Source organism: Pseudomonas sp. 05N431, from assembly GCF_056397005.1.
This window is the reverse complement of sequence record NZ_JBFTMN010000001.1, coordinates 18,176-36,439: the sequence shown is the minus strand read 5'-3', so window position 1 is coordinate 36,439 and position 18,264 is coordinate 18,176. Positions and strand designations below refer to the sequence as shown.

Genomic DNA, 18,264 nt, shown 5'->3' with positions numbered 1-18,264 from the left:
GTCTCACTGCCTGCACAACATCCACTTACTTGCAGACTCAAGGAGAAAAGCCATGAGCTTGGGAACCATACTGTTGATCCTGCTGATTTTGCTGCTGGTTGGCGCTATTCCGACATGGCCGCACAGCCGAGGCTGGGGCTATGCGCCGAGCGGTTTATTAGGCGTGGTCGTTATTGTCCTGGTTGTGTTGCTTTTATTAGGGAGAATCTGACACCCGTTAATAAAACACGCACACCTCCGTGCACTAACGCACAGACTCAATCCGGCCACTACGCGCACTCTGAGTACCAGGCAGATTACTGCTGGTTATTTACCGGAGAAAATATGAAAACCATCATGATGTTCAGTCATTCACTGACGCTTTCAAGACTCACCCTGGCCCTATTGCTGGGATTGTCTCCCGTGGTGCTGCATGCAGCCACCGCAGAACCGGTTGACATGTCGGCCGTGCAGTTGGAGCCGCAGGAGCAGAATGGCATCCGCTATCTGACGGGAGGCATCGGCCTTGATGAGTCAAAGGCCTTGCTCCAGACCCAGGGCTACAACCTACACATGACCTTTTCAACCGGACCGGCCAATCAATACGTCAGCAATGTCGACGTGGTGATCCAGAGCGAAAAAGGTAGCCCCCTGTTATCGCTGAGTCAGGTGGGCCCCATCGTGTATGCACAACTGCCGGTAAACAAATACGTGGTCATCGCTCGTTTGAATGGCCATGAAGAGCGCCACACCATTTCAGTCGGTGGTAAATCCATCGAAACGCTGAACTTGCACTGGAGTGAATAGCGTGCAACCGAGTATTGCGTACCACGGCACGTTTCATGAGGTGAGGCCGTTCAAGACCGATGACCGGCCTCTCGCTGCCCGCATGCTTGCCGAGCGGTATCTGCCGATGAACCTCAAGGCCGACTATGCGATGGACGTTGCACAGGACGCGTTATGGAGCAACTACGCCGTGGCAGCAGACCGGGCGCTGTTCGCCGAACAGCTGATCGGGATTGTCAGTCACGACCTGCGCAATCCGTTGGCGGCGATAGAAATGGCTTCGCAATTGCTCGGTTGCCGTGACCTGCCTCCCAAGCAAGCACAACTACTCGGCCACATCACACACGCTGCAGAGCGCGCGCAACGTCTGGTGGCAGACCTGCTGGACTTCACCCTGAGGCAAGTCGGGCGAAGCATTGCGGTTTCCCTCAAACACGTTGATTTGCACACATTGGTGGGCGAATGCCTGGACGAGCTGAGTCTGGTGTTCCCTGAGCACACGCTGACTCATCTTTGTGTCGGCCAAGGTCATTTCATCGCCGACAGTGACCGGATCTACCAGCTTATTGGCAATCTGGTTGCCAACGCGATTGCCTATGGCACGGCTGAGGGTGGGGTCACGGTGTCTTCGTGCTTCGGGGACCAGGTGATCATTACCGTGCACAACCTTGGCACGCCGATACCCTCAGAGCTGCTCGACAACCTGTTCGAACCGATGATTCGCGGCAGTCACGATAACGCAAAACTGCGCAGTGTCGGGCTTGGCCTGTTCATTGTGCGAGAGATTGTCAGAGCGCATCACGGCGATGTACGGGTGACCTCCTCGACAGAAGGCGGTACCACGTTCACGGCGACCTTTCCCTTGGCACGATAGTCGTGTCATAACGCAGGCGAGTGGGTGTCGCTATAGCACTCGCATGACGCCGCTTCCAATCCCTTGCGGTCAAGAATCGTGATTTCACCACGGGTGTAACGGATCAATCCACGCTGTTGCAGCGTGCCGGCGGCCAATGTCACACCACTTCGCCGAACCCCGAGCATGTTCGCCAGGGACACGTGGGTCAGGTGAAAGTGATTGGCGTGCGCGCGATCATGGGTCATCAGCAACCAGCGCGCCAGGCGTGGCTCGATCTCGTGGAAATGGGTGCAGGCGGCGGTTTGAGCGAGCTGCATCATCTGCACGTACAGGTACTGATTGAGCCTGCGCAACAATAACGGGCTCTCGCGCAGCGCGACCTGCAACTGCAAGCCACTCATCCTCAGGCACGTGCCAGCGCCTTGCACCACGGCGCGCATGGGGGCGGTATTAACCCCCAGAGCAAGCGTCGCCCCAAGCATCCCCTCATTGCCGATCAGGCTCATGTGTAGCGGAGGGTGGCGGTACAACGTCACCACTTCAGCAATGAGCGCTGTTTGAGGGAAATACACATGCAGGATCGGATGACCCGGTTCGCACAGGACGGTGCTAAAGGCCAGTTCGACGTTATCGCACTGTGCCGCCAGCCGGCCGTAGTCAGTCTTCGACAGCCCCTGGAGTAGCCGGTTTTCTATGGGTCGCCCAGATGTCATTGGCATGCGCAGATCCTGCGGCACAGTGGGCCCTGGATGGGCGGGACAGGTGCCGGGGCCGTCTCATGCGTTAAGTGTGGGTGACTCTGGCAGGCCGGTCTGTTCGCTAGAACACGCAGATACTGGCAGTCAGCGGGTTGGCTTTAGCGGAACGTAAGGCAGCAGCCGCTCGGTTTCTTTTCTGACCACCGCGTAGCACTCGCAGCTCAGTAGTTCGAGTGCGGCCCTGTCCAGCACCTTGATGTGGCCACGGCTGTATTCGATAACGCCCAGGCGTTGCAGCTTGCCGGCGGCGTCGGTCACGCCTTCACGACGTACGCCGAGCATGTTGGCGATCAACTCCTGGGTCATGATCAGTTGATTGTCTTGCAGGCGATCGAGAGACAGCAGCAACCAGCGGCACAGTTGTTGATCAATCGAGTGATGGCGGTTGCACACCGCGGTCTGGGCCATCTGGGTGATCAACGCCTGGGTGTAGCGCAACATCAGCAGGAGCATCTCTCCGTGGCGGTTGAACTCATCCTTGAGTCGCTGGCCGGGCAACCGAAAGGCATGCCCGGCACTCTGGACAATTGCCCGGCTTGGCGTGCTTTCGCCACCCATGAAGACGGCGATGCCGATCAAGCCTTCATTACCGACCACTGAAATTTCCGCCGAGGCGCCGTTCTCCATCACATACAGCAAGGACACGATGGAGTCGGTGGGGAAGTAGACGTGTCGCAGGGCATCCCCGGACTCGTAGAGCACCTTGCCGAGCGGCAGGGTGATCGGATCGAGGTAGGGCAGCAAGCGCTCCAGCGATTGCGCGGGCAGGGCCGCCAGCAAATGGTTCTGTTGTGGCCTGGGAGCATCAAGCATTTCAGCCACCGTCCGTAGGCAGGGTTTCGATAATTACAGATTAATCCATGGCGTGCTGTGTACATAACCGCACTTAACCGTCTGTCGGTATTACTACACGCATTCGAACCCGCTGACAGCGATAAAAAAGCCGCAGGGCTGTTGTGCAGAGTCTAAATTTAAGAGCGTTATCGCACCGAAACTGTGCTCATTTACTGTGTCCCCTTCAGTTTCGGGCGGAGGCTGCATGAACCTGTTTTCCATCCGGATTTTGCTGCGAACTCTGACAGTGCCGAGCCTGACACTGCTCGTGGCGTGTGGTTCGTTGCCCACCATCGTTCCCGATATGGCCTACACCAACCCGGCCTCTGTGAAGATCGACAGTACGCATGGACCGCTGTCAGCCGAACGCAGCAAGGCCGTTATTGACCGTTTGAAGGCCAATGGCGTCCAGACGAACATCTTCGACCTGCATATGGCGATCGAGGAGGCCATCGTCGGCAGCCCGTTGACGGACGGCAACAAGGTCGAACTGTTACAGAACGGTCCGACTACCTACCAATCAATGATCTCTGCGATTAGTAGCGCGCGTGATCACATCAATATCGAGAGTTACATTTTTGACGACGATGAAATCGGCGAGCGCTTTGCCGCGGCGCTGATTGCCAAACAGGCGGCTGGGGTGCAGGTCAATCTGATCCGGGACAGTGTCGGTACCCTCAGCACACCTTCGGCTTTTTTTACCCGCCTGACCGCCGCAGGCATCAATGTGCTGGAATTCAATCCGGTCAATCCAGCGACCGCCAAGGCTGGGTGGCAGGTGAACCAGCGGGATCATCGTAAGCTACTGATCGTTGATGGCCGAATTGCCTTCCTCGGCGGTATCAACGTGAGTAGTGTCCATTCAGGCAACTCGTTCAGCCTGAACGCCAAAGTCAAACCTGGCGGCAAGTTGCCTTGGCGCGACACTGACCTGCGGGTTGAAGGGCCGGCAGTGGCTGAACTGCAAAAGCTATTTATCGAAACGTGGCAAAAGCAGAAAGGCAAACCGCTTGCGGCACGTCATTACTTCCCGCAAACCGAACGAAAAGGCCACGAGGTCGTTCGTGCCATCGGCAGCTCGCCAGACGAACCCTACAGCCTGATCTACGCCACGCTGATTTCGGCGCTGCGCAGTGCGCAAACCGAAATCTGGCTGACTAACGCCTACTTCGTGCCCGATCCGCAGTTGCTGGCGGAGCTCAAGAATGCTGTGGCACGCGGCGTCGATGTGAAGCTGGTGCTGCCCAGCAGCACTGATTCCTGGCTGGTATTCAACGCTGGCCGCAGGCATTACACCGAACTGCTAAAGGCCGGTGTCAAGCTCTACGAACGCCGCGATGCCTTGCTGCATGTCAAAACCGCGGTGATCGATGGTGTCTGGTCCACGGTCGGCTCTACCAATCTTGACTGGCGAAGTTTTCTGCACAACCAGGAAGTCAACGTCGTGGTACTGGGCAGCGGATTCGGCGAGAAAATGCGTGCAGCGTTCCTCGCGGACCTGCTGAAGTCGAACGAAATTACGCTTGAGAAGTGGCAGCAGCGTTCCCTTGACGTAAGAGCCAAGGAGCAGTTTGCGCACCTCTGGGAGTACTGGCTGTGAGGCAACCCCTAGGACTTTGAGCCGAGCGAAATTCATGTGGGAGCGGGCTTGCTCACGAAGAGGGAGTGTCAGTCGACATTAATGTTGCCTGGCACACCGCCTTCGCGAGCAAGCCCGCTCCCACAGGTTCCGCACCTTAACTGACTGGCATTTGCGCTAGAGCCGGCCGTGATACGCCGCGTCGAAAATCTCTGCCGCGCCATTGCGGGTCAAGGGCAGCGGGTTGCCGCCAGCGCAGGGGTCGACAATCGCCATGTCGGCGATCAGGTCAGCCTGCCGATCATCCACCCCCAGCTCAAACAGCGTATGCGGCACGCCGATGTCCTTGCGCAACTTGAGGACGAAGGCGAGAAAGCTGTCGAAGCCAGGCGAGGGCAGACGCAAGTAAGCGGCCAGGCGAGTGATGCGTTCCTCGATGGCCGGGCGATTGAACTTCAAGACATAAGGCATGAAGGTGGCGTTGGTCATGCCGTGATGGGTGTCGTACAGGGCGCCCACCGGATGCGCGAGCGCGTGCATCCCGCCCAGGCCTTTCTGGAAGGCGGTGGCACCCATCGCGGCGGCGGCGAGCATTTCTGCGCGCGCCTCAAGATCAGAGGGGGTGCGTACTGCCCGCACCAGCGCATTGGCTACCAGGCGCATGCCTTCCACCGCAATCCCTTCGGCCATGGGGTGAAAACCGGGAGCGCAGTACGATTCCAGGCAATGCGCAAAGGCATCCATGCCGGTGCCGGCGGTGACCTTGGCCGGCATGCCGACAGTGAGCGCCGGGTCGCTGATGACCACCCGCGGCATCATTTTCGGGTGGAAGATGATCCGTTTGGTGTGCGTACTCTCATCAATGATCACCGCTGCACGGCCGACCTCGGAGCCCGTACCCGCGGTGGTCGGCACCGCAATGATCGGGGCGATGCTGCTTTCATCGGCGCGGGTCCAGTAGTCGCCGATGTCTTCGAAATCCCACACCGGCCGGGTCTGGCCACTCATGAAGGCGATCAGCTTGCCCATATCCAGCCCGCTGCCACCGCCGAAGGCGACCACGCCGTCGTGCTTGCCGGCACGCCAGGCGTCGAGCCCTCCTGCCAGGTTGGCCTCGACCGGATTCGGTTTGAGGTCGCAAAACAGCGCTACGCCGAGGCCGGCGGCGCGCAGGGATTCCAGCGCCGCGGTGGTGATCGGCGCGCGCGCCAGGCCACTGTCGGTGACCAGCAACGGTCGCTGGATACCTTGGCTGCGGCAGGTGTCGGCCAGTTCGGCGATACGGCCAATACCGAAGTGGATGCTCGTGGGGTAGTTCCAGTTCGCAGTCAGGCTCATGGCTCAGATCTCATGGCGCAGATGGAAGGATTTGGCTCGGGTCAGGTGTTCGTAGCCGATGCGCGACAGCGTGACGCCGCGCCCGCTGTTTTTCACCCCGGTCCAGGCCAAGGCCGGGTCCAGGTAATCGCAGCGGTTCATGAATACGCTGCCGGTGGCGATCTCGTTGCCGATGCGTTCGGCGGCGGCGAGGTCCGTGGTCCAGATGGAAGCGCTGAGCCCGAACTCGCTGTCATTCATCAAGGCGATGGCTTCGTCGTCGCTGGCAACCGGCATGATGCCGACCACCGGACCAAAGCTTTCCTCGCGCATCACCGACATTTGATGGCTGACATCGACTAACACCTGCGGCGCGAGGTAGGCGCTGCCTGGCACGTCCGCCGCAAAGGCCTTTGGATCGATCAGTGCTTTTGCACCTTTTGCCAGCGCTTCGGCGATCTGCCCGCGCACGAACTCCGCAGCTCCCGGATTGACCAACGGACCGAGAGTAGTGGCTTCGTCCAACGGGTTGCCCAGCACGTATTGGCGGGTCAGGGCGGCAAAACGCTCGACAAACGCCGGGTAAATTTTTTGATCGACATAAATGCGCTCAACGGCGCAACAGCTTTGCCCGGAGTTGAAGAAGCTGCCGTCCACCAGGTTTTCCACGGCATGCTCAAGGTTGGCGTCTGCGCGGACGTAGGCCGGGTCTTTGCCGCCGAGCTCCAGCCCGATGCCGAGGAAGAGCCCGGTGGCGGCGATTTCGATGGATTTGCCGGCTTCGACCGAACCGGTGAAGTTCACTTGCTGCACCCGTCCCGAGGTAATGATCGCAGCGGTATAGGTGTGATTGAGCAGCAGGTTCTGGAACAGCCCTTCAGGCAGATTGGCCCGGCGAAAGGCCTCGGCGAAACGTTCGCCGACCAGCAGCGTTTGCGAGGCGTGTTTGAGGATGACGCTGTTGCCGGCCATCAGCGCCGGAATAATCGTATTCACCGCCGTCAGGTAGGGGTAATTCCACGGCGCGATAACCAGCACCGTGCCCACCGGCTCGCGTTTGATCTGGCGTCGAAACCCCGCGACAGGTGCAGGTTCGACCGCTGCCAAGGCTTCAGGTGCGATGGCGATCATATGGCGCGCACGCTCTTCGAAACCACGCAGCTCGCCGGCACCGAAGCGTACCGGGCGGCCCATTTGCCAGGCCAGTTCCGGGACTATTTCGTCTTTCATGGCCAGCATCGCGTCCACGGCGGCACTGCAAAAAGCGGCGCGCTCGCTCAGTGGCCGACGCTTCCATGACGCCTGGGCGGCTGCGGCAGCCGTCAGAGCCTGCTCGATCTGCGTTGCATCAGCGCAGTGGCGTTCGGCGTAGACCCGGCCATCGACCGGGGAGATGAGTTGAATCATCGTCGTCATGGCTGCCTCAATAATGGATTGCTCAATAGCGCTCAAAGCCGCGCTGCAGTTCCCAGTCGGTTATCCGTCGGTCGTACTCTTTCTGCTCCCATTCGGCGGTGTGCACGTAGTGGTCGACCACTTCGTCACCGAACGCCTCGCGCAACATGCTTGAGGCCTTGAGCGCGGCGCAGGCTTCGCGCAGGGTCTTCGAGACTTCCGGCAAGTGCTCATCGAGGTAGGCATCGCCTTCAAAGGGTGGCGCCAGGCTGAGCTGCTCGTCGATACCGGCCAGGCCTGCGGCAATCAACGCGGCGAAGGCCAGATAAGGGTTAAGGTCGGCGCCACCGATGCGACATTCGATGCGGATGGATTTGCTGCCTTCGGCGCACAAACGAAAGCCTGCGGTGCGGTTGTCCCGACTCCAGATCGCCCGTGTCGGCGCGAAAGTGCCGACCTGGAAGCGCTTGTACGAATTGATGTAAGGCGCGAGAAAACAGGTGATGTCGTTGGCGTACTTGAGCTGCCCGGCCACCCAGGCACGCATCAGCGTCGACATGCCGAACTCGGCCTTGGGGTCGAAAAACAGCGGTTTTTTGCCATTCTTGTCCCACAACGAGTTGTGGATATGGCTACTGGAGCCGGCGGCGTCATAGCGCCACTTGGCCATGAACGTGATCGCCTTGCCCTGCAACTGCGCGATCTCTTTGCAGGCGTGCTTGATGATGACGTGCTGGTCGGCCATGGTCAGGGCATCGGCATAACGGACGTTGATTTCTTCCTGGCCCGGGCCCCATTCACCCTTGGAGTTTTCCACGGGAATGCCGCAGGCCTGCAGGTGTTTGCGAATCGCCCGCAGCACCGGCTCCTCGCGGGTGGTCTGGAGGATGTTGTAATCCTCGATGTAGTGGCCGGCGGTTTTCGGCTTGTGGTAGTTGCGCTCGTGGATGGCCTCGTAACTCTCGTCGAACAGATAGAACTCCAGTTCAGAAGCAAACATGCCACTGTAGCCGCGCTCACGCAGTCGCTCGATCTGCTTTTTCAGGATTGCCCGCGGGCTGTGCGGCAGGTCACGCCGATGGTGGTGATCGAGCACGTCGCAGAGCACCAGCGCCGTGCATTCCAGCCACGGCACGCGACGCAAGGTGGCCATGTCGGGCTTCAGCACGAAATCGCCATAGCCTTTGCTCCAGCTGGCGGCGGCGTAACCCGGCACCGGCTCCATGTCGATGTCGTCGGCCAGCAGGTAATTGCAGCAATGGGTTTCTTCATGGCCGCTGTCGATGAAAAACTCGACCTGGAATCGCTTGCCGACCAGTCGCCCCTGCATGTCGACCATGCAGACCAGCACGGTATCGATATCACCTGCGGTAGCGGCGAGTTTCAGTTCTTCGAAGCTGAGGAGGGGCTCGGTCATCACGTCAGTCCTGCGTGAAATATGAGCAATGAGTTGCTGAAAGCGTAGCCTACTGCTGCTGTAAACAAGTCTTGGCGGGCGAAACCCGACGAATCAGCAGCAGATCCAGAAGCTAAAATAACTATCAAGAAATGTCAGTACGCAATCTGTAGCAGCTGGCGAAGCCTGCGTTCGGCCGCGAAGCGGTCGTGAAATCACGCAATGCGGACTTCCAGATCGACCGAGGAGGCAGGATTTACGACCGCTGCGCGGCCGAACGCAGCCTTCGGCAGCTGCTACGAATAAGCGTTAAATCCGGAATGTCTTATGCCTCCTGGAGTGGCGTCATGAGTGAGTTCGTCAAGGTCGCCTGCGTGGGGGATGTCGAACCGGGTAACGGCATGACCGTGAACCTTGGGGGCACGCCCGTCGCGCTGTTCAATGTCGATGGCCAGTACTTCGCCATCCACAACACCTGCCCGCACGAAGACGGTTCGCTGGGGGACGGAATACTGTGCGACAACGTGGTGATTTGCCCGGTCCACGCCTACGAGTTCGACGTGACCAGCGGCGAATGCCTCACAGAACCGGCTTACCAGGTCGAACAGTTCGAGGTCCGGGTGGACGGTAACGACATCCTGTTACGGCAATCGTCGGATGTTTGAACGCCGGGGGCTAGCTCGGGTCGTAAGGAACAGGGAAGGAGTATAGTTAAACGATCACATCATCCTGCCAACAGCAGGAGGCATCCGCGATGAGCACTGACAATGCGAGGATCCGCGAACTCAGCAACCGGGCCTACAAGTACGGCTTTGTCTCTGATTTTGAGAGCGATGCGGCCCCGCGCGGCCTCAACGAAGACCTCATCCGCCTGATCTCGACGAAGAAGAACGAGCCGCAGTGGCTGCTCGACTGGCGCCTGAAGGCCTATCGCCACTGGCTGACGATGCGCGAGCCCTCCTGGCAGAACGTCCATTACGCGCCCATCGACTACCAGGACATCATCTATTACTCGGCGCCGAAGCCGAAAACGCCAGGGCCCACCAGTCTTGACGAGGTCGATCCCGAGCTGCGCGAGATGTTTGGCAAGCTTGGCATCTCGCTCGCCGAACAGGAACGCCTGACCGGCGTCGCGGTGGATGCCGTGGTCGACTCGGTCTCGGTAGCGACCACCTTCAAGCACAAACTCGCCGAAGTCGGGGTGATCTTCTGCTCGTTCTCCGAAGCCGTGCAAAACCATCCGGAACTGGTGCGCAAGTACCTCGGTTCGGTCGTGCCCTACAGCGACAACTTCTTCGCCACACTGAACTCGGCGGTGTTTTCCGACGGCTCCTTCTGCTACGTGCCCAAGGGCGTGCGCTGCCCGATGGAACTGTCGACCTATTTCCGCATCAACGCCGCGGACACCGGCCAGTTCGAACGTACGCTGATCGTCGCAGAGGAGGGCGCCTATGTGAGCTACCTCGAGGGCTGCACCGCGCCGATGCGCGACAATAACCAGTTGCACGCGGCGGTGGTCGAGCTGGTCGCACTGGATAACGCCCAGATCAAGTACGCCACGGTGCAGAACTGGTACCCCGGCGATGCCGAAGGACGCGGCGGTATCTTCAATTTCGTCACCAAGCGCGGCAAATGTGCAGGCGCGCACTCGAAGATTTCCTGGACCCAGGTCGAAACCGGCTCCGCGATCACCTGGAAATACCCGGGAGTGATTCTCCAGGGCGATTATTCGGTCGGCGAGTTCTATTCAGTCGCCCTGACGGCCAATCACCAACAGGCGGACACCGGCACCAAGATGATCCACATCGGCCGGCATACGCGCAGCACCATTCTGTCCAAGGGAATCTCCGCCGGTCATGGACAGAACACCTACCGCGGCCTGGTGAAAATCCAGAAAGCCGCGACCGGTGCCCGCAACCACACGCAGTGTGACTCGCTGCTGCTGGGCAGCGAGTGTGGCGCACACACATTTCCTTATATCGACGTGAAAAACCCCAGCGCCCAGGTCGAGCATGAGGCCTCCACGTCGAAGATTAGCGACGAGCAGCTGTTTTACTGCCGACAACGCGGCATCAGCGCAGAGGACGCGGTGCCGATGATCGTCAACGGTTTCTGCCGCGAGGTGCTCAAGGAACTGCCGATGGAGTTCGCAGTAGAAGCCCAGAAACTGCTGGGTGTGAGCCTGGAGGGCTGCGTGGGCTAAGGCCCGGGGTGGGAGCATGCTCGAGATCAATGATCTGCACGCCAGCGTCGACGGCCGTGAAATCCTGCGGGGCATCACGCTGCGGGTGGAAGCGGGCGAGGTGCACGCGATCATGGGGCCGAACGGCTCCGGTAAAAGCACGCTGGCCCAGGTCCTCGCGGGCCTTGAGACTTACGAGGTCAGCGGCCAGGTGCTGTATGACGGTCAGGACCTGCTCGCCATGCCGCCGGAGGCGCGGGCGGTCGCCGGGATTTTCCTCGCGTTTCAGTACCCGGTGGAAATCCCCGGCGTCGGCAACCTCTACTTCCTGCGCACGGCCCTCAATGCCGTGCGCAAGCAGCGCGGGCTTGAAGAACTCGACGCGCTGGATTTCCTTGAGCTCGCCAAGGAGCGCATGGCGCTGGTCGAGATGGACCAGAGCTTCATGAACCGCTCGCTCAACGTGGACTTTTCGGGTGGCGAAAAGAAACGCAACGAGATTTTCCAGATGGCGATTCTCGAACCCCGGCTGGCGATCCTCGACGAGACCGACTCGGGTCTCGACATCGACGCGCTGCGGACAGTCGCAGCTGGCGTCAATGCGCTGCGCAGCAAAGACCGCGCACTGCTGGTGATCACCCACTATCAACGCCTGCTCGACTACATCGTCCCGGATCACGTGCACGTCATGGCCAACGGGCGGATCGTCCAGTCCGGTGGCAAGGAGCTGGCGGTCGAGCTGGAAAAGCACGGCTATGCGAGCTATGAGCAGGATTCTGCAGCGCCTGGAGCCAGGCCATGAACAGCGCGGCGTTTCTCGCCAGGCTCGAGCCCCGGGCCGATGCCCGGCATCCTGTCTGGCTGCAGGCGTTACGCCTCGAGGCGTTCCAGCGGGTGGCCGAACTGGGCTTTCCCACGGCCAAGGACGAAGCCTGGAAGCACACGCGAGTCGCGTCCATCCTGGAGATCCCTTTCCAGCCTGCCGAACCGGGCGTGAGCCGGCACCCGTCTGCTGCCAGTGTCGAGCGGCTGGCCGGCGATTATCGTGGCCCGCGGCTGGTCTTCGTCAATGGCTATTTCGCTACTGAACTCTCGGCACTCAAGGGGCTACCTCCAGGCACCCAAGTGACCCATTTCGCGCCGCTGCTGCGCGCCGACAGTGGGACGCTCGAAACCCTGTTTGCCCATGCGTTCGGCGTGCAATCGCAAGCCTTTACGGCGCTGAATACGGCGCTCGCCGAGGATGGGGCGTTGGTGCAGATACCCGCCCACACGACGCTCGAAGCACCGATCCATCTGGTGTTCCTCTCGGAGCCGGGCACTACGCCACGGGTGACACATCCGCGTGTTTTGGTGCGGGTGGGGGCGGGGAGCCGGGCGATTCTGGTGGAAAGCCACGTCGGCAGCGAGGGCGAGGTCTACCTGAGTAACGCTGTCAGCGAGGTGGTGCTCGACGCGGACGCTGTACTTGAACATTACACGCTGCAGAACCAGAGCACGGCGGCGTACCATGTCGCGCTGCTCAGCGTGCGCCAGGCTTCGGGCAGTCACTTCGCTTCGCACTCTTTTGCATTGGGCGCCACTCTGGCACGGCAAGAGCTGCGCGTGGTACTCGAAGGCCCCGGCGCAGAGGTCGCGCTGAACGGTCTGTACCTGCCGCGAGGCCAGCAACACCTGGACAATCAGACGACCATCGAGCATCGGGCCCCGCGTTGCACCAGCCGCGAACGCTATAAAGGCGTGATCGATGATCATGGGCATGGAATCTTTGACGGACGGATCATCGTACGCCCGGGAGCGATGAAGACCGATGCCAGCCAGACCAACAAGAATCTGCTGTTGTCGACGTCGGCCCAGGTCAACTCTCAGCCTCGGCTGGAGATCTTCGCCGATGACGTCAAGTGCGCTCACGGTGCTGCCGTCGGTCAACTGGATGAACAGGCTATTTTCTACCTGCGCTCACGGGGGATTCCGCTGGCGGCGGCGCGGTCGCTGCTGACCTTTGCGTTTGTCAGCGAGATGCTTGAGCTCATTGAGCTGGAGCCGTTGCGCGAGCATGTGCAGCGACTGGTCACCGCGCAATTGCGCGGGCGGGAGGTGTCGGCATGAGCGACCTCGAAAACCGCCTTCAAGGGCTATCGAAACCGCTCCACCTTACGCCAGGCTATGACGTCGAACGTGTGCGCCAGGCGTTCCCCATCCTTGCGGAGACGATCTACGGCAAGCCGCTGATTTACCTCGACAGTGCCGCGACCAGCCAGAAGCCGCAGGCGGTCATCGATGCCATGTCGCACTTCTTTTCCAAGGAGAACGCCAACGTACACCGTGGCGTGCACTACCTTTCGGTGCGCGCCACCGAGGAGTACGAGAAGGCGCGGGCCAAGGTCCAGGGCTTCCTCAATGCCGAATCCGTCGAAGAGATTGTCTTCGTCCGCGGCACGACCGAAGCGGTCAATCTCGTGGCGCAAACCTATGGCAAGACGCAGCTCCGTGCAGGCGACGAGGTGTTGATCACGGCCATGGAACACCATTCGAATATCGTGCCTTGGCAGATGCTCTGCGAGCAGACGGGCGCGCGGCTGCGGGTGGCGCCGATCAACGACGCTGGCGAACTGCTGCTCGATGAGCTGGAACGGTTGATTGGACCCAGGACCCGACTGGTGGCCGTCACCCATGTCTCCAATGTGCTGGGCACTATCAACCCGATCCGGCGTATTGTCGAGCTCGCCCATGCGAGGGGCGTACGTGTGCTGGTCGACGGCGCCCAGGCGGCTCCGCACCTCAAGGTCGACGTGCGAGCACTGGGCTGCGATTTCTACGCCTTGTCCGGCCACAAAATGTACGGCCCCACCGGCATCGGCGTGCTCTACGGCCGTCACGAGCTGCTCGAAAGCATGCCGCCGTATCAGGGCGGCGGCGACATGATTCTCTCGGTCAGCTTCGAGAAAACCATCTACAACAAACCACCGTACAAGTTTGAAGCGGGAACGCCGAACATGGCCGGCGCGATAGGCCTCGGCGCGGCGATCGACTTTCTCGCTGAACTGGGGCCGGAGGCGATTGCGGCTCACGAGCAGGCCGTGCAGGCCTACGCCACGAAGGCGCTGGCGACGGTGCCCGGCCTGCGGCTGATCGGTACGGCAGCGGAGAAGGTCGGTGTGCTTTCGTTTGTCCTCGACGGCATTCACCCGCACGACATTGGCACTATCCTCGACCGTGAAGGGATCGCGATTCGCACCGGGCACCACTGCGCACAGCCCTTGATGACCCGTTTCGGCGTGCCCGCCACCGCTCGTGCTTCGCTCGGTTGCTACAGCACCGAGCGTGATATCGATGCACTGGTGGCCGGGCTGGCCAAAGTTCAGGAGGTGTTCCGATGAGTGGCGACGAACTGCGCGACCTCTACCAGGACGTAATCATCGACCACGGCAAGCGGCCGCGTAACTTTCACCCGCTTACGGATGCGACCTGTACGGCGGAGGGTTTCAATCCGCTGTGCGGCGATCAGTTGAAGATTTATCTCCGGCTTGCGAACGGAGTGATCGAGGACATCAGTTTTCAGGGGGTTGGCTGTGCCATCTCCCAAGCCTCGGCATCCCTGATGACGCTGGCGGTGAAGGGGAAAAAACCGGAGGAGGCGCAGGCACTTTTTGCCCGGGTGCATACGTTGCTCACCGAAGGGCCAAACGCCCAAGTGACACCCGCAGAGCTCGGTAAACTCGCGGTGCTTTCAGGCGTTTGGGAGTTTCCGGTGCGGGTCAAGTGCGCCACTCTGGCCTGGCACACGCTGCGTAGCGCCCTTGAAGGCGGCGCCTCGCAGGTCACGACGGAGTAATCAGCCATGGCAGCCACATTACCAATCCCCCGTATTCACCTGCGCGAACTGGCACGCAAAGTCTTGCTCGATGCCCTGGCGGATGGGCACGTGCGCGGTGTGCGGCTCAGGATCGATGAGCATTTCGCGCATGAGTTTTTCTTCGAGCGCGCTGCCGAAGGTGATATCACGGCCGAGGCAGACGGCATCAAGCTGTTGCTCGATCCCGCGAGCGCAGGGCGCGCCGATGGCTTGTCCGTCGATTTCGAGTATGACCTGCATGGCGCCGGCTTCCATTTCGATAACCCGAATAAACCGGGCTACCTGCAACCGATCGAACTCACGCGCGACTGCGCGGTGACCCTGATTCCGGGTGGGGAGCGACTGCAACTGGGCCGTGGCGAGCGGGTGGTGGTAACCCAGGCGCTCGGTGGCAGCTTCACGGTGCAAATCTCCAGGGGCCGACTGGCACGGATCGCCGCCGCTGACGCCGATGCGTTGGGTCAGGATGTTCAACAGAAAGGGCAGCCCAAAGCGATCAGCGGCGCCTTCGACGTCCAGCAGGTGCTCGACATGCTGCGCACCGTCTACGACCCGGAGATTCCGGTCAATGTGGTCGATCTCGGGTTGATCTACCAATGTGAAACCCGCTTGCTTGCCGACGGCGGCCAGCGCGTCGAGATCAAGATGTCCATGACCGCGCCCGGCTGCGGAATGGGCGATGTGCTGCAGGAGGAAGCGCGCACCAAGGTCCAGACTATCCCGGGAGTCAGCGAGGTCGAGGTCGAGATCGTCTGGGACCCGCCTTGGGATCAAAGCCGCATGTCCGAGGCGGCGCGTTTGCAGTTGGGGCTGTTCTGAGAAACCCGGCGTGAGGAGCCAGCCATGAGCAATCGACTCGCCAACGAGACTTCGCCCTATCTGCGGCAGCACGCAGAGAACCCCGTCGATTGGTATCCGTGGGGCGAGGAAGCGTTCCGCCGCGCGCGCGACGAGGACAAGCCCATCCACCTGTCGCTGGGTTATGCCACCTGCCACTGGTGTCATGTGATGGCCCACGAGTCGTTCGAGAATCCCGAGACCGCGCGCCTGATGAACGAGCGCTTCATCAATATCAAAGTCGACCGCCAGGAACGGCCTGACCTTGACGACATCTATCAACAAGTCGTGCAAATGATGGGGCAGGGCGGTGGCTGGCCGTTAACGGTGTTCCTGACTGCGCAGCGCGAGCCGTTTTTCGGCGGCACTTACTTCCCGCCAGACGACGGTTATGGCCGGCCGGGATTCTCTCAACTGCTGCTCGGTCTGAGCGACGCCTGGCAGAACAACCGCGCGGCGCTGCAACAGAACGTCAAGCAGTTCCTTCAGGGTTACCGCAAGCTGGAGGCATCAATGCTGGAGGGCGATACACCGCTGGAGCCAGACCAGCCAGCCACCGCTGCCCGGTTGTTTGTCCGAAACACCGACCCGGTGAACGGCGGCCTGGGCAACGCGCCGAAATTTCCCAACCCGGCTTGCCATGATCTGGTCCTGCGCCTCTATCAGCGTCTGCACGAGCCGGATTTGCTGCATTCGGTGGAGCTGACCCTCGATCGCATGGCCGCCAGCGGGCTCTATGATCACCTGGGCGGCGGTTTTGCTCGCTATTGTGTGGATGAACGCTGGGCCGTCCCTCATTTCGAAAAGATGCTCTATGACAACGGTCAGCTCGTGAAGCTCTATGCCGATGCCTATCGCGAGACCGGCAAGCCTGCCTGGCGGCGTGTGTTCGAGGAAACCATCGACTACATCCTGCGTGACATGACCCATCCTGACGGTGGTTTCTACGCCAGTGAAGACGCTGACAGCGAGGGTGAAGAGGGCAAGTTCTACGTGTGGACACTCGCTCAAGTGCAGGCCGCGCTCGGCGAGCCGGATGCTGCGCTGGCCTGCCGGGCTTACGGTGTCACCGCCAACGGCAACTTCGAGCATGGCAGCACGGTGCTGCACCGCGCAGTCGCACTGGACGCGGTGCAGGAACTACAGCTCAAGGGCCTGCGCGGCAGGTTATTGCTGGCGCGTGCCCAGCGTATTCGTCCGGGGCGCGACGAGAACATCCTCACCAGCTGGAACGCGTTAATGATCCAGGGTCTCTGTGCGGCTTATCAGGCGACCGGAACCACAACGTATCTGGACGCCGCGAGGCGCGCCGCCGACTTCATTCTGGACCGACTCTCGACGCCCGAAGGTAGCCTGTACCGGGCCTGGCGGGAGGGCACGGCGAAGGTTCCAGGCTTCCTCGAAGACTACGCCTTCCTCGCCAACGCCTTGATCGATCTCTACGAGTGCGACTTCGATAAACGCTATGTCGAGCGCGCCACGCAATTGGTCGAGGTGATCCTCGACAAGTTCTGGGAGGACGGACTGTACTTCACGCCCAGCGATGGCGAGCGGTTGGTGCACAGGCCTCGGGCGCCGCACGACAGCGCCTGGCCGTCGGGAACCTCGGCCTGCGTGTTGGCTTTCCTGCGGCTCTTTGAACTCACCGGTCGCGAGCTTTACCGCGAGCGTGCCGAGCAGGTCTTGGCGATGTACCGCGCCGCAGCCGCGCAGAATCCCTTCGGCTTCGCCCATCTGCTGGCGGCTCAGGAGTGGATGCAACGTGGCCCGATCAGCATCGTCATTGCCGGCGAGCGTTCTGCCGCCAGCGCCTTGGTCGCGAGCCTGCAGCGCCGCTACCTGCCGGCGCGCGTCCTGGCCTTTGCCGAGGATGTACCGATCGGCGCGGGCCGACATGCGCTTGCGGGACAAACCAGCGCCTATGTCTGCCGAAACCGCACTTGCGAGCCACCGGTCACCAGCGCCGAGGAGCTTGTAGAGCGCTGCCTGAAGTGAAGAGCCAGAACTGAATCGAACCGTCAACGCGAGGAGACAACAATGGACAACAAGAGCAGCCACAACCCTTACACGTACCAACGTCTCAAGCATCTATATCCTGATTACTTCAGTGCCATGGAGGCCCTGGGAACAGCGGCGCATCATGCAGGCCCGCTGGAGGAGAAAACCGTCCAGCTGGTTCAGCTCGGTGCCGCGGCGGCCGTCCGCTCGGAAGGCGCCGTGCACAGTCATACCCGACGAGCGCTGGCGGCGGGCGCCACGACAGAGGAGATCCATCACACACTGATCGCATTGACCAGCACTATCGGTTTCCCGACGGTCATTGCGGCCATGAGCTGGGTGGATGATGTGATCGGGAAAGGAGGCAATGACGCGCCGGAGCTCTGAGTACACCGCCGACAATCGGGTTTCGTTACATCCCGTGCAATCTTGACTAAAGTTTCAAGTGTCGGCGGCCGTAATTCAGTCACCGTGATCGTCCAGGATTTCCC

18 protein-coding genes are annotated in these 18,264 nt (G+C 60.8%); 13 read left to right on the top strand and 5 right to left on the bottom strand.

What is annotated here, in order from left to right; translation table 11 throughout:
* Positions 1–52: 52 nt before the first annotated feature.
* From AC1DIG_RS00170 to AC1DIG_RS00160, 3 genes are all read left to right on the top strand, one after another.
* Positions 53–211 carry a DUF3309 family protein gene (locus AC1DIG_RS00170; protein ID WP_477765591.1) on the top strand — a complete coding sequence of 53 codons (159 nt, stop codon included), beginning with the start codon at positions 53–55 and terminating at the stop codon, positions 209–211.
* A 125-nt stretch (positions 212–336) separates the two neighbouring features.
* Positions 337–786 carry a carboxypeptidase regulatory-like domain-containing protein gene (locus AC1DIG_RS00165; RefSeq protein WP_477766055.1) on the top strand — a complete coding sequence of 150 codons (450 nt, stop codon included), beginning with the start codon at positions 337–339 and terminating at the stop codon, positions 784–786.
* A gap of 1 nt (position 787) precedes the next feature.
* On the top strand, positions 788–1,639 hold the full coding sequence (locus AC1DIG_RS00160; protein WP_477765590.1) for a sensor histidine kinase: 852 nt from the start codon (positions 788–790) through the stop codon (positions 1,637–1,639).
* A gap of 5 nt (positions 1,640–1,644) precedes the next feature.
* Here AC1DIG_RS00160 and AC1DIG_RS00155 read toward each other — a convergent pair whose 3' ends face one another.
* Both AC1DIG_RS00155 and AC1DIG_RS00150 read right to left on the bottom strand, forming a co-directional pair.
* Positions 1,645–2,340: a Crp/Fnr family transcriptional regulator gene (locus tag AC1DIG_RS00155; RefSeq protein ID WP_477765589.1), complete on the bottom strand. Its 696-nt coding sequence runs from the start codon at positions 2,338–2,340 to the stop codon at positions 1,645–1,647.
* Positions 2,341–2,463: 123 nt separating this feature from the next.
* Positions 2,464–3,192 carry a Crp/Fnr family transcriptional regulator gene (locus tag AC1DIG_RS00150; RefSeq protein WP_477765588.1) on the bottom strand — a complete coding sequence of 243 codons (729 nt, stop codon included), beginning with the start codon at positions 3,190–3,192 and terminating at the stop codon, positions 2,464–2,466.
* A 226-nt stretch (positions 3,193–3,418) separates the two neighbouring features.
* Between AC1DIG_RS00150 and cls the strand changes: the two genes are divergently transcribed.
* The gene (gene cls / locus AC1DIG_RS00145; RefSeq protein WP_477765587.1) at positions 3,419–4,813 is read left to right on the top strand and encodes a cardiolipin synthase; all 1,395 of its coding nucleotides are present in this window, start codon (positions 3,419–3,421) and stop codon (positions 4,811–4,813) included.
* 156 nt (positions 4,814–4,969) lie between these two features.
* On the opposite strand, the gene AC1DIG_RS00140 is transcribed toward cls, so the two are convergent.
* From AC1DIG_RS00140 to AC1DIG_RS00130, 3 genes are read right to left on the bottom strand one after another with little or no spacing between them, the layout of a single operon-like run.
* Positions 4,970–6,130: an iron-containing alcohol dehydrogenase gene (locus tag AC1DIG_RS00140; protein ID WP_477765586.1), complete on the bottom strand. Its 1,161-nt coding sequence runs from the start codon at positions 6,128–6,130 to the stop codon at positions 4,970–4,972.
* 3 nt (positions 6,131–6,133) lie between these two features.
* On the bottom strand, positions 6,134–7,525 hold the full coding sequence (locus tag AC1DIG_RS00135; protein ID WP_477765585.1) for an aldehyde dehydrogenase family protein: 1,392 nt from the start codon (positions 7,523–7,525) through the stop codon (positions 6,134–6,136).
* A 22-nt stretch (positions 7,526–7,547) separates the two neighbouring features.
* A complete protein-coding gene (locus AC1DIG_RS00130) occupies positions 7,548–8,921 on the bottom strand; it encodes a glutamine synthetase family protein (RefSeq protein ID WP_477765584.1) in 1,374 nt (457 codons plus the stop codon).
* A gap of 326 nt (positions 8,922–9,247) precedes the next feature.
* Here AC1DIG_RS00130 and AC1DIG_RS00125 point away from each other — a divergent pair, with 326 nt between their 5' ends.
* From AC1DIG_RS00125 to AC1DIG_RS00085, 9 genes are all read left to right on the top strand, one after another.
* Entirely contained in the window at positions 9,248–9,565 is a 318-nt protein-coding gene (locus tag AC1DIG_RS00125) for a Rieske (2Fe-2S) protein (protein ID WP_477765583.1), read from the top strand.
* An 89-nt stretch (positions 9,566–9,654) separates the two neighbouring features.
* The gene (sufB, locus tag AC1DIG_RS00120; RefSeq protein WP_477765582.1) at positions 9,655–11,103 is read left to right on the top strand and encodes a Fe-S cluster assembly protein SufB; all 1,449 of its coding nucleotides are present in this window, start codon (positions 9,655–9,657) and stop codon (positions 11,101–11,103) included.
* A 16-nt stretch (positions 11,104–11,119) separates the two neighbouring features.
* Complete coding sequence (gene sufC, locus AC1DIG_RS00115) at positions 11,120–11,884, top strand: Fe-S cluster assembly ATPase SufC (RefSeq protein WP_477765581.1); 765 nt, start codon at positions 11,120–11,122, stop codon at positions 11,882–11,884.
* Positions 11,881–13,191 carry a Fe-S cluster assembly protein SufD gene (gene sufD / locus AC1DIG_RS00110; protein WP_477765580.1) on the top strand — a complete coding sequence of 437 codons (1,311 nt, stop codon included), beginning with the start codon at positions 11,881–11,883 and terminating at the stop codon, positions 13,189–13,191. The genes sufC and sufD overlap by 4 nt, the downstream gene beginning before the upstream one ends.
* The gene (locus AC1DIG_RS00105; RefSeq protein WP_477765579.1) at positions 13,188–14,462 is read left to right on the top strand and encodes a SufS family cysteine desulfurase; all 1,275 of its coding nucleotides are present in this window, start codon (positions 13,188–13,190) and stop codon (positions 14,460–14,462) included. The genes sufD and AC1DIG_RS00105 overlap by 4 nt, the downstream gene beginning before the upstream one ends.
* On the top strand, positions 14,459–14,917 hold the full coding sequence (gene sufU / locus AC1DIG_RS00100) for a Fe-S cluster assembly sulfur transfer protein SufU (protein WP_477765578.1): 459 nt from the start codon (positions 14,459–14,461) through the stop codon (positions 14,915–14,917). The genes AC1DIG_RS00105 and sufU overlap by 4 nt, the downstream gene beginning before the upstream one ends.
* Before the next feature lie 6 nt (positions 14,918–14,923).
* Positions 14,924–15,757 (top strand): putative Fe-S cluster assembly protein SufT, encoded by an 834-nt coding sequence (gene sufT, locus AC1DIG_RS00095; RefSeq protein WP_477765577.1) that lies wholly within the window; start codon positions 14,924–14,926, stop codon positions 15,755–15,757.
* Positions 15,758–15,781: 24 nt separating this feature from the next.
* Positions 15,782–17,770, top strand: a complete 1,989-nt coding sequence (locus AC1DIG_RS00090) for a thioredoxin domain-containing protein (RefSeq protein WP_477765576.1) — start codon at positions 15,782–15,784, stop codon at positions 17,768–17,770.
* A gap of 42 nt (positions 17,771–17,812) precedes the next feature.
* Positions 17,813–18,160 carry a carboxymuconolactone decarboxylase family protein gene (locus AC1DIG_RS00085; RefSeq protein WP_477765575.1) on the top strand — a complete coding sequence of 116 codons (348 nt, stop codon included), beginning with the start codon at positions 17,813–17,815 and terminating at the stop codon, positions 18,158–18,160.
* Positions 18,161–18,264 lie beyond the last annotated feature (104 nt).

Excerpts from the sequence above, each read along its gene's own strand:
- AC1DIG_RS00085 (WP_477765575.1), top strand. The coding sequence starts at position 17,813 with ATGGACAACAAGAGCAGCCACAACCCTTACACGTACCAACGTCTCAAG.
- AC1DIG_RS00150 (WP_477765588.1), bottom strand. The coding sequence starts at position 3,192 with ATGCTTGATGCTCCCAGGCCACAACAGAACCATTTGCTGGCGGCCCTG.
- AC1DIG_RS00155 (WP_477765589.1), bottom strand. The coding sequence starts at position 2,340 with ATGCCAATGACATCTGGGCGACCCATAGAAAACCGGCTACTCCAGGGG.
- AC1DIG_RS00130 (WP_477765584.1), bottom strand. The coding sequence starts at position 8,921 with ATGACCGAGCCCCTCCTCAGCTTCGAAGAACTGAAACTCGCCGCTACC.
- AC1DIG_RS00105 (WP_477765579.1), top strand. The coding sequence starts at position 13,188 with ATGAGCGACCTCGAAAACCGCCTTCAAGGGCTATCGAAACCGCTCCAC.
- sufC (WP_477765581.1), top strand. The coding sequence starts at position 11,120 with ATGCTCGAGATCAATGATCTGCACGCCAGCGTCGACGGCCGTGAAATC.
- sufB (WP_477765582.1), top strand. The coding sequence starts at position 9,655 with ATGAGCACTGACAATGCGAGGATCCGCGAACTCAGCAACCGGGCCTAC.
- sufT (WP_477765577.1), top strand. The coding sequence starts at position 14,924 with ATGGCAGCCACATTACCAATCCCCCGTATTCACCTGCGCGAACTGGCA.
- AC1DIG_RS00125 (WP_477765583.1), top strand. The coding sequence starts at position 9,248 with ATGAGTGAGTTCGTCAAGGTCGCCTGCGTGGGGGATGTCGAACCGGGT.
- AC1DIG_RS00135 (WP_477765585.1), bottom strand. The coding sequence starts at position 7,525 with ATGACGACGATGATTCAACTCATCTCCCCGGTCGATGGCCGGGTCTAC.
- cls (WP_477765587.1), top strand. The coding sequence starts at position 3,419 with ATGAACCTGTTTTCCATCCGGATTTTGCTGCGAACTCTGACAGTGCCG.
- AC1DIG_RS00140 (WP_477765586.1), bottom strand. The coding sequence starts at position 6,130 with ATGAGCCTGACTGCGAACTGGAACTACCCCACGAGCATCCACTTCGGT.
- AC1DIG_RS00165 (WP_477766055.1), top strand. The coding sequence starts at position 337 with ATGATGTTCAGTCATTCACTGACGCTTTCAAGACTCACCCTGGCCCTA.
- sufU (WP_477765578.1), top strand. The coding sequence starts at position 14,459 with ATGAGTGGCGACGAACTGCGCGACCTCTACCAGGACGTAATCATCGAC.
- AC1DIG_RS00170 (WP_477765591.1), top strand. The coding sequence starts at position 53 with ATGAGCTTGGGAACCATACTGTTGATCCTGCTGATTTTGCTGCTGGTT.
- AC1DIG_RS00090 (WP_477765576.1), top strand. The coding sequence starts at position 15,782 with ATGAGCAATCGACTCGCCAACGAGACTTCGCCCTATCTGCGGCAGCAC.
- sufD (WP_477765580.1), top strand. The coding sequence starts at position 11,881 with ATGAACAGCGCGGCGTTTCTCGCCAGGCTCGAGCCCCGGGCCGATGCC.